Origin of the sequence: Arthrobacter crystallopoietes BAB-32, from assembly GCF_000328305.2 — a bacterium.
GTDB classification, from domain to species: Bacteria; Actinomycetota; Actinomycetes; order Actinomycetales; family Micrococcaceae; genus Crystallibacter; species Crystallibacter crystallopoietes_A.
This window is the reverse complement of record NZ_ANPE02000029.1, coordinates 1-10,370: the sequence shown is the minus strand read 5'-3', so window position 1 is coordinate 10,370 and position 10,370 is coordinate 1. Positions and strand designations below refer to the sequence as shown.

Genomic DNA, 10,370 nt, shown 5'->3' with positions numbered 1-10,370 from the left:
CTTTCAGTCCCGCTACCGACAATAACGAGCGGCAATTTAGCTATCCGCGCCGCCTCTACCGCTAGTCCGACGTTCTTATAGCCTCGATTGCGAGTGACGACCAAGGCAAACGACTCCGGAATGCGTGCGATAGGCGGTTGTCCAGCGACCTCAATTCTATGAACGGGTGGATGGACTATTTCACTGTCGACGCCGTAGGCCTTCCATATACGGTCTCGAGTCACCCTAGAATTGCTAAGCAAGAGACCCATTCTCTGCATCCCCTGGCGGTCTTTAGCGCGAAGGTATGGTGCCGCCATGCCACGCCCGATTCTTCCGACAGGCCCGAGTTTGTTCTTATAGTCATCGACAGCATAGAGCCACCTCGCGGGACTGTGAACATAAGCAACCGTTGGCATGTCGAAAGTGAACATGTGCGCCCAGCCGCTTGTCGAGACTAGCGCGACGTCTCCTTGCGCTACTCTAACGCCGCGCGAGATTGAGGGCAGTACAGGCAAAAAGTAATTGATCTTTTCGGAGAAGAATTTGTCCGAGCGTGCCGCACATATATTTCGCTCATCGAAAACGGAAAACGTCCATCCGGCTGATAAGCCAACGTGTGCAATTTACTATTTGGGTATTTGCCGGCCCAAGTAGCAACCACGCGCTCAGCACCACCAAATTGAAGTAAATAATCATGAGCAATGGCTATTTTCATTTCCCCTACCCCTTAGCTCTGAAATTAGAACCAGGACCGCTACAACGGCCCCGACACATTGCGAGCCGACAGCTATCCATGCGGCTAAATGGATGTCCAGCGCAGGCCACGCAAGGAATAGTAGAAGCACAGTCATAACCGTGGCGCTCACTGCCCCCAAGGCACCAAGGCCTGGATGCCCTCTTCCCGAAAGAACAACGCCGATGCAGCTAAAAACTGCTCCAAAACACGTAGCGAGAAGCAAAATCTGAGTGACAGGAACTGCGGGACCGAATGAATCACCGAATGCTAGTGGTATTGCCCATGGCGACATAATCGCTAGCGTCAGACTAGTCAAGCCGATGCCGGCGAAGCCAAGAATAGCAGTCCGAGTGAGCACGCTCCGTTCCTGCCCGCCACTAGATTCGGCTAGTAAGTTCCTGTTCATGACGATCATGAGGATGAAGGGAACTTCCGCCACCGTGACGGCAACTGAATATTGTCCAAGCTCCGAGGCGGAGACAGCTGCTGGCAGAATAGCCTGATCGAGGCGGTTGTTTAGAGTCGCTGAGATCGTGCCGAGACTAGCAAGGACGGAATACTTTACGAACGCAGATGGACGGACGCGCTCTGTGCGCATCGTTGATTCATTCAGCCGCACGAAGAGTTGGGAAAGGCATATCCCCGCCAACAATCCCGCACCTACGTATGCCAGAGCATACGGATAAGCAGATCGAATTCCAAAGACCGCGACGAGAACGATGAGTGCAAGCCTGATAATCGCAGATGAGAATCGTTCTGCGTCAAGAGGGCCGTAAATGCGTTGCCCCTGCCAAGTGGCACGGCGGTTCGATATAACGGTCCCTAATATGATACTCGTCCACAGCAACAGAATGAGAAAGCGGTCAATGTTGGTCATGGCGGCAATAGCGGCCGAATAAAACCAAAGTACAGTGCCCACGACTGCCAGGGAACTAAGAACCATGACATTACGGACGCGGGCGATGTCATTAACCGAATGTCCTCTAGCGATGTAGAAGGTGATCGCAGCTGGCACGCCAAGTGCAGCAAACGCATCGGCCACGGTCAAGGGCTGCAGCATTGCAGCCAGTTGTCCCCTACCTTCCGGTCCGAGAGCTCTCGCCAGAATGGGTGCGGTAATCAATCCGACTATTGGTACGGAACCGTAGGCAAGCCATCCACGTAACATTGACCAAGGCAATGCGGCAGCTACCTTCAAGAGACCGCCCTAACTAGGTCATCGAAAACGGTAGCCCAAGGCCGGGCTCGAGCCCATTCGCGACTACTGTCAGCACTATGAGCACGTGCTAGACCGTTATCTAAAAGCTCGAGAATGGCCCGGCTGAGGTCCATTGGGTCCCCTCTGTTCACAAACCTAACACCGGCTTTATCTCCAACCTCCGGGAGGCCCCCAACTCGCGTCGCCACAACTGCCGCGCTGCTGGCCATGCCCTCGAGAAAAACGAGTGCACAAGGTTCATCCCAAACAGAAGGCACAACTGCAATCTTCGCACTGTTTATTAGCCCTGGGATCCGGCTGGGCGGTACCGGACCGGTATGGTGCAGGGTGATATTGGGCATCTTCAAAGTGCGGAGTACTGATTTCTCATAGTCGGTCAACTCCCCGGAAGGTAGAAAGGAATGCCCTCCGACTAGCCGAACCTGGAGTTTTCTGCTTGCAGCGATATCTGCAACCGCTTGGCTGAGAACGTGTGCACCCTTCTCTGGAATAATTCGTCCGACATACACGATGTCTACAGGTTGATTATCCTCCGACCTCTGTTCGAATTTCTTGATATCTACGCCGTTAAAGACGGTGCGAAAACGGTACTGATCGCTGCGAGGGTTCCGGTCGATACCGGCGCGTCTCTGGAGATCACTAGCAATAAAGTTACTGACACAAATAATGGTGTCGAATTGTCGGAGAACGCGACGTACTGTAGCAGGCGGTGCACCCATGAGAATCCGATTGTGTACATACAGATGAACACGAGATTTGGGATAAGAACTTCTTACGGTCCGGGCAATCCAAGGCTGGTTGTGGCAAAACACGTCGGATGGGGTCAGACCATCCTCGCTTTCCAAACGAGGAGCAGAAAAAGATCGTCCGACCGTAAACTTTGCCAGTTTGTCCAAAAGTCGTACCAACCGCTCATGGCGTACTGCCCGCGCCTTATACAACACTCCAACTGCGGCGGGGAGATCATTGACCTTATCGCTGCCCCCGCCGATCCAAGATCGAATCGAACGTTGAGCAGCTGCTGCGCTCAGTTCACGACACACGGTCAATATCGCGGAACCATTCCTCGACGAAAGCTCGTCGTGTTCAGACAACAGGTGGATTATTTCCATTGGTGCGCTCCAAAGTGTGTATAACCGAAACCGCTTGTCTGGTCCTGCTTTCCCAAGAGAACGCGTTTGATCTCACTCGACGCTCCGCTATCGCTTCTTTGTCAATAACTAAGCTTGCCGACACACACGCTACGAACTCGCTCTCGGTTGCGATCTTTATCGATGGGTCGTTTACCTCATTGAGGCTAGGTAGCGGCGTGGAAACGACAGATAGTCCAGCTGCCAGGTATTCGTAAACTTTCATTGGGAAGACGCCCCTAGTGTACCCATTTTGTAAATAGGGGATAATACCAACACAACAAGAGCTCATTAAGTGAGCGAGTCGCGCCGGCTCCAAGTTTCCGACATACTCAACGTTCGGATGCTCAACGAGTTCAAGAAAACTGCCCTGAGGTTCGGTTCCGTCAACACCGATGGGCCCAGCTAAAACGAGAGGGACACCGGCCTCCGCCAGTCGCAGCATTAATAGAGCATCAATTTTACTAGGCGTCATGTTCCCGGCGAATATTGCCTTCTTCATTCGCACTGCACCTGACGGCTGTTGATAAAGTCGCACGTCTGCGACGTTTTCCCACAGCTCAACGCTTTTCGCACCGGAAACTTCCAAATGCTCTTTCACCATACGACTACTAGCTACAACAAGATCGGCGCGACGTATAAGGTGACGCTCCGCGTCGAGAAGGAGGGCCTTAGGCAATCCATCAATCTCGTGTAGCAAATCTACAGAATGATATACAACAGATTTGGCGTATCGTTCAATTCCGTATGTAATGGGCGAAAAGGACCATAAAACAAATCCGTCGTCCATGGTCTTCAAAATTTTCCTAAATTGAGCTTGCAGGGTGATAGCGTTTATTCTGCGCACAAATCGATTGGTATGGATCGGCAACACCCACGGACGGATAATTTTGACCGGAGAACCGCTTTCGGCACCCTTCTGCTTTATACCCGCGAGGCGCCGCATAATTCTCTTGACGTCTGATCTGCTAAAAGTCGGAGTCCTTAAGCCGAGAGATTCGACATATGCGACTTCGAAATGGTCAGCCAATCTCTGGGCCAAATGCTGCTTATTAGTCCAAACTGCAGCCTGCATGTCAGCTGTTGACAATATCACTACTTTAACCATGGAATTACTCTTCCAAATATTCTTGCAAGAACAAATACAACGACAACTTGAATCGAGAGAAATATGTCGAAAGCGTCGCCGGCGACCGAGAATCTTGCAACAAGGTATATGGCAGCGCAAACAATTAATTTATCTATGTGCCGCATACACACAAGCAGCTTGAGCGCGTAAACCATAGCTACGAAAAGAATCACACCGCCGATAACCGATCCTGAAACTAGTGACAGATATCCAGGACCCGATAGAAATATTCCCCCCGCCGACAATCCTAGATATTCTCGCCCTATTTGCGATCCCAGCAGATCAGGCTTATCCAGCCAAATCTGGCGCGGTATAAAATTAAGTAATGCCACTAAGGGGTCGGCCCATTGAGCGTCATACCCAGTCGAGACCACGTAACGGCTTAGGACGTGACCATCGATTGTGTCCAAGCCCAAGCCCAAAAACGATCGCATCGGATCGAGGAAGATTGTATGTAGGACATCGGAGGGACCCGCGGGAAGACCACGGCTGACCATAGATCGCCATGTGGATTGATACGAGAAGGTCAAGAGCAGCGCGGGGAATGATGCAGCGATGGCTGTGACAGTTTTTCTGTTCGTAGACGAGATTGCACGTAGTAGGAAAGAAACTGCTACAAGTGCAAGTGGACTTCTATTACCAGTTAAGAAAAGCGCAATTACATAGAAAACTGCACAAGCCACAAAAAAGCGCTGATCCCCCTTTCGCCAATGCAGAATTACGTAAGCAACAAAGGCAGCTCCTGCCCAGTAGAGCAGGCTTTCCAGGCCATTTCCACTGGCTTCTCCGCGGGTGCTAAATTCTTGCATTCTTGATTTCGAAAAGGCGAATAGAAACCCAATGGCGCCCATTCCGGCCATCACAGTGGCAGCCCGTGGAGTAAAGTATTGGCGGATTTCGGGTGTCGGACTCGGCCTGGATGCGGCAGGCATTATCGGTGACAATAGAGCGCTCGAACTGTAAGCCCATAGAAGCACGACAAAACTTGGAACGAAGTCAAGCTCTCCTAAGTATCTAGGAAAATTCAATCGATACAGTTTTGTATCTTCCGGGCTGTTCAACATCGCCACAAAGACCAAGGAGGCGATTGCTATCACCAGAAAAACTACGGTGTCGATAATGAGAGAGAATCGACGGGCCGAATTCTCAAGCCTTGCCATTACAACGCTCAAGCTACAACATATGATCGCCAACACGGCCGTCGTTATGCCGGCTGCACCCACGAGCCCATATCCCGACAGGAGTGTCCCGCTTAATGGTATGGCGCCGCAAAGGACAAACTTCGCTACAGTCAGCACCTTTTGCCTTTTGAGTCCGTGCTGATTTGCTGTCCCCGGCCTGCCAGCAGCGGCCCCTGCCCCGCGCCTAGCTTCGAGGTTGCGCATGAAGTCCCCTTTGAGGTGGCGGCGAGGCACTAGTTATTGCTATTTGAAACACTCCTTCGGGACCGTACACGCTTTTCTCTACTGCAAAGGTCCATCTCTTCACCGGAGTGCCTCCAACAGCTGTTGCGACTCAGCGTCCTTGGGAGGTTCTGGGGTGCCGTCCGGTTCACGATGACAGAGTTGGATGCTGTTACGAAGTTCTTTAGCCCACGATGACGCAGACAGGTCCGGTATTACGACATCAGCTTGCTCGGCCAGGCCACCAACGTTATAAGCGAACACCGTGGCACCATAAGCTCTTCCGAGGACCGCGACTGCCGACTGACTGGCTACGCTGTAGGGCAAAGCAACCGCTCCAGACACTGCCACAACAGCCGCCATATCTTCGAGTGGCCAGTATCCTTCAAATACCGAGGCAACCTCATGACTATAAGAAAGGATCTTATTCTGAACGCTGGCCAAAGCACCTGTATCGGGCCCCATTATGACCAGATGAACCCCTGCTGCAGCTGCGGCTTCAACTAGCATGTCTAGATTCTTGTCACCGCGAATTTGACCGACCGAACATACTACAGGTTTGTCGTTAGGAATCCTAGCTTTCCAGTAGTTCAACTTGTCACGTTCGACACTGGGGGTGTGCATCAGGAGAGGAGCGAGCCTGACTTTCTGCCCTAAATGGGACAGCCTTTCATAGTCGTCAGAATTATATACAACTATGCGTTTTGCTAATCGAAGGCAAGTGTCAAGTAGCCGCTGCTGAAAACGACCTCCGTGCCTGGCGAAAAGAGTGTGCGGACTAAAAACGATGCCATCCTTGCGGTTACGCAATAGGAGTATCGACAGCAGGGTCAGCGGGATCTTAAAGAGACCCTGAAGCCAAACTTGTCCTTCAAGTCGGTTTATATGTGGCAGCGTTTTGACAAGATATAATCCAGCAATCCGAGGACCGCGCAACCGCTTTGCATCACGCATCCAATCGAAACATGGGCAGATCTTAAGCCTTGGGTGCGACAATTCTGCATCAGATGCCGTGTGTAAGGTAACCCGTACACCAGCGTCTACCAAGCAGAGAGCCACTGCCAAGCTGTGTTGAAAGACACCACCCTTCCCGCCCACTTCTACTATGTGCACAGGAGCCGGCACGTTACCTTTGCTCATACTTCAGTTCTTTCGTCGCTGTTCGGCCCACACCGGCCCTCACCATCATATAGCGCAGCTATTGAACCAATGATTTCTTGATCGCTGCTTCAAGCCAACTGCTTATCAAAACAGCTGTAAGGGGAGCTTCATCAATACGACCGCCACAGCAATGGTCATGTTAGAGTCGTCGGCGAGTCTTGGCCGATGTTCTTCAAGACCGTCCACACAAGAATATCGACTGTACTGAGGTGACTTTACGATGAAGCGCGCGTTAATTACCGGAATCACGGGCCAGGACGGTAGCTACCTTGCCGAACTGTTGCTCGAAAAGGGATACGAAGTCCACGGCCTCATTCGCAGATCCTCAAGCTTCAACACGGCACGCATTGATCATCTTTACCAAGAACCGCAGGACCCCCAGCGGCGACTCAAACTCCATTTTGGCGATCTGACTGATGGGTCCCGCTTGGTAGCTTTACTGGAAGAGATCCAACCTAACGAGGTCTATAATCTGGCAGCACAGTCACATGTGCGTGTGAGCTTTGACGAACCTGAATTTACTGGACAAACTACCGGCTTGGGAACGACTCGCCTTTTGGAAGCCATTCGTTCCAGCGGCGCAAAATGCCGCTTCTATCAAGCCAGCAGTTCGGAAATGTTTGGGGCTGCCCCTCCGCCACAAAACGAAAATACGGCATTTTACCCTCGTTCTCCATATGGTGTTGCGAAAGTCTATTCCTATTGGATTACCCGCAATTATCGGGAAGCCTATGGAATGTTTGCCTGTAACGGGATTCTTTTCAATCACGAATCTCCGCGTCGTGGAGCAACGTTCGTCACAAAGAAGATTACCCGCGCCGCGGCGAGAATCTCGGCAGGGCTTCAATCCGAACTCTACCTAGGCAATTTGGACGCGGTGAGAGATTGGGGTTACGCGCCGGAATATGTAGAGGCGATGTGGAGAATGCTACAGCACGACGTACCTCAGGACTATGTCATAGCCACCAACACAGCTTATACCGTCAGAGATTTTCTGGACTTTTCTTTCCGTGCAGTAGGGCTCGATTGGCAGAAGTACGTAAAGTTCGATGATAGGTACCTGCGCCCGACGGAAGTTGATGCGTTGATTGGCGATCCCTCTAAGGCTCAAGAAGATCTCAAGTGGGTCCCAAACGTTCTAACTCCTCGCCTTGCGAAGATAATGGTTGAAGCAGACCTCGAAGCATTGAAATCAGAGGGCAGCCTTTACATCGATTCCGTACAGACGAACTAAAAAGCGCCGGGGTGTAGTTACATGAAGGTACTGCTAACAGGTGCAGAAGGAATGCTTGGCCGAAACTTTCGGAACTCTTGGCAGCTTTTGCGCCCGCATGACGAACTGATCGCGGTCGCTCGTTCTGATTGTGACCTGACAGATATCCAATCTGTACGAAGTTTGCTTCACAATGTGCGTCCCAATACCGTGATACACACGGCGTCAAAAGTTGCCGGGATTGTCGAAAAACTCGACCATCCCATGCATTTTTTGCTCCAGAACAACATCATTGACGCCAATACAATCCAAGCCGCCCTGGACGCTGGCGTAGGGGAATTCCTATACATCTCGAGCGCCGCTGCCTACCCCGCCAAAAAGGAGGCGGTTTTCCAAGAGGATGATCTGTTATCCGGGAAATTGGAGACCGCCAACGAGCCCTACGCTCTCGCAAAGATCTCCGGCATGAAACTCTGCCAGTACGCGAGTAAAGAATTTGGCGTGTCCTACAGATCCGTTTTACCTTCTAATCTCTACGGACCTCATGATCATTTCTTATCACAACATCCTCATCTTATTGCCTCTGCCCTCAGGAAGTTGCATGATGCCGTCGTAAACAATGCCGCTACGGTATCTGTCTGGGGCGACGGGACAGCCAGGCGCGAGTTCACTTATGCACCCGATGTGACGGACTGGCTTGTGACTCAGATCGGTCATCTTCAGGATTGGCCGTCTTGGGTCAATTTAGGATGCGGTGATGATTATTCAGTTTCGGAATACTATACGTTAGTTAGTGAGATTGTCGGCTATTCGGGAGATTTCTATTTCGACACCTCCAAGCCGGTTGGTGTGCAGCGTCGATTGCTCAATTCTGCAGTCGCTAGGGACATGGGCTGGTCTTCAAAGACTTCCATAGATGAGGGGCTAGTACAGACTTATAGTCACATGCTCAGCCAGATAGAAAAATCGGATCTAAAGTAGGGAAGTCCATTGTTTGACGACAATACGTATCCGTTAGCTACATCATCTTGGGATGATGATGAGTATGTCGCGATAGGCGAAGTTATCGCCAGCGATCGCTTCACCATGGGACCTAAGGTTCGCGAATTCGAAGAACAGTTTGCGGAAGCCTTTGGCTCGCGGCACGCCGTGATGGTCAATTCGGGCAGCAGCGCGAATCTGATTGCGATTGCAAGTGCTGTATTGGACGACCGCCAAGGCCTTGGGCCAGGTGATGAAATTCTGGTGCCGGCAGTTTCATGGGCGACAACATACTTCCCACTCCAGCAGTATGGACTCAAGTTGAAATTTGTCGACATAGACATCGACACGCTGAACATGGACCTCGCGCTGGCGGAAGAAGCTATTACTCCCAAGACCAAGGGGGTCTTCGCTGTTAACCTCTTGGGCAACCCTCAGGATTTCGACAGACTTGAGCGTCTGGCCGACAAATATGGGCTAATCGTGTGGGAAGACAATTGTGAATCCATGGGAGCGACCTTCGACGGCCGCTATGCAGGGACATTCGGTCAAATAGGCACGTTCAGTACCTTTTTCTCTCATCATATCTCCACCATGGAAGGGGGCATGCTCTTAACGAATGATGAAAAACTCGCTCAGATGATGGTTTCCCTGCGAGCACATGGCTGGACACGTGAGTTGCCGAGCGTAAACCATGTTTTCAATAAAACCGGAAATAAATTCGATGATCTTTTTCGGTTTGTTTTACCAGGGTACAACGTTCGTCCTTTAGAGATGTCCGGGGCTCTTGGAATAAGGCAGATTTCTAAGCTTCCGTCCATTCTGGCTGGCAGGCGCGAGAATGCGGAGTACTTCTTGAAGACGTTTGCTCAGTGTCCTGATATTAGGACTCAGAAGGAAACCGGACAGAGTAGTTGGTTTGGTTTCTCGCTAGTTTTGGAAGGTCGTCTTGCAGGGAGAAGAATCGACGTTGTTCAAGCCCTGTCTGCGGCGGGCATCGAGGCTCGGCCCATCGTTGCGGGAAACTTCACGTTGAATCCTGTTATGAAGTATTTGGATGCGTCGGTACCCAGGGCCCTACCTGCCGCCGACAAGATTCACGTCGACGGACTCTTCGTTGGAAATCATCATTTTCCAATTCATGCTCAAATTGACAAGCTCTACGGTGTTATAACCGACATGCTTTAATCGACTAGGGGTTTCGTTGTCAAGTGCAATAAATCCCTTGCAGAGCATCGTCTAGGGGAGAGTAATTGCGGGCTAAATCGAGCGGAGTACTGGAGCGGTTTTACGGTGTGATTCCGGCCGGTGGCGTCGGTACGCGGTTGTGGCCGTTGTCGCGGGCGGCGGCGCCGAAGTTCCTGCATGATCTGACCGGGTCGGGCAGTACGCTGATCCGGGCCACGTATGCGCGGC

General features: G+C 51.5%; 9 protein-coding genes. 4 read left to right on the top strand and 5 right to left on the bottom strand.

Annotation, left to right across the window (positions count from 1 at the left end; translation table 11 throughout):
* Window positions 1–674 precede the first annotated feature (674 nt).
* From D477_RS21550 to D477_RS21535, 5 genes are all read right to left on the bottom strand, one after another.
* Window positions 675–1,886, bottom strand: a complete 1,212-nt coding sequence (locus D477_RS21550) for an oligosaccharide flippase family protein (protein ID WP_005266245.1) — start codon at window positions 1,884–1,886, stop codon at window positions 675–677.
* 26 nt (window positions 1,887–1,912) lie between these two features.
* Entirely contained in the window at window positions 1,913–3,031 is a 1,119-nt protein-coding gene (locus D477_RS21545; RefSeq protein ID WP_190273486.1) for a glycosyltransferase family 4 protein, read from the bottom strand.
* Complete coding sequence (locus D477_RS21540) at window positions 3,024–4,175, bottom strand: glycosyltransferase (protein ID WP_081608411.1); 1,152 nt, start codon at window positions 4,173–4,175, stop codon at window positions 3,024–3,026. Before D477_RS21540 ends, D477_RS21545 begins: the two co-directional genes overlap by 8 nt.
* The gene (locus D477_RS22090; protein ID WP_150109922.1) at window positions 4,163–5,581 is read right to left on the bottom strand and encodes a hypothetical protein; all 1,419 of its coding nucleotides are present in this window, start codon (window positions 5,579–5,581) and stop codon (window positions 4,163–4,165) included. Before D477_RS22090 ends, D477_RS21540 begins: the two co-directional genes overlap by 13 nt.
* A gap of 99 nt (window positions 5,582–5,680) precedes the next feature.
* A complete protein-coding gene (locus D477_RS21535; protein WP_081608410.1) occupies window positions 5,681–6,739 on the bottom strand; it encodes a glycosyltransferase in 1,059 nt (352 codons plus the stop codon).
* Window positions 6,740–6,980: 241 nt separating this feature from the next.
* Between D477_RS21535 and gmd the strand changes: the two genes are divergently transcribed.
* The 4 genes from gmd to D477_RS21525 all read left to right on the top strand — a co-directional run.
* Window positions 6,981–7,994, top strand: coding sequence for a GDP-mannose 4,6-dehydratase (gmd, locus tag D477_RS00720; RefSeq protein ID WP_043845065.1), 1,014 nt, complete (start codon window positions 6,981–6,983; stop codon window positions 7,992–7,994).
* A gap of 21 nt (window positions 7,995–8,015) precedes the next feature.
* Window positions 8,016–8,954, top strand: a complete 939-nt coding sequence (locus D477_RS21530) for an NAD-dependent epimerase/dehydratase family protein (protein ID WP_081608409.1) — start codon at window positions 8,016–8,018, stop codon at window positions 8,952–8,954.
* 9 nt (window positions 8,955–8,963) lie between these two features.
* Complete coding sequence (locus tag D477_RS00715; RefSeq protein WP_005266233.1) at window positions 8,964–10,142, top strand: DegT/DnrJ/EryC1/StrS family aminotransferase; 1,179 nt, start codon at window positions 8,964–8,966, stop codon at window positions 10,140–10,142.
* Between the two features lie 89 nt (window positions 10,143–10,231).
* Window positions 10,232–10,370 (top strand): sugar phosphate nucleotidyltransferase (locus D477_RS21525; RefSeq protein ID WP_272943804.1); only part of this gene is annotated, 139 nt, incomplete at its 3' end.

Coding starts and splice junctions, on each gene's coding strand:
- D477_RS21540 (WP_081608411.1), bottom strand. CDS start 4,175: ATGGTTAAAGTAGTGATATTGTCAACAGCTGACATGCAGGCTGCAGTT.
- D477_RS21550 (WP_005266245.1), bottom strand. CDS start 1,886: ATGTTACGTGGATGGCTTGCCTACGGTTCCGTACCAATAGTCGGATTG.
- D477_RS22090 (WP_150109922.1), bottom strand. CDS start 5,581: ATGCGCAACCTCGAAGCTAGGCGCGGGGCAGGGGCCGCTGCTGGCAGG.
- D477_RS21530 (WP_081608409.1), top strand. CDS start 8,016: ATGAAGGTACTGCTAACAGGTGCAGAAGGAATGCTTGGCCGAAACTTT.
- D477_RS21535 (WP_081608410.1), bottom strand. CDS start 6,739: ATGAGCAAAGGTAACGTGCCGGCTCCTGTGCACATAGTAGAAGTGGGC.
- gmd (WP_043845065.1), top strand. CDS start 6,981: ATGAAGCGCGCGTTAATTACCGGAATCACGGGCCAGGACGGTAGCTAC.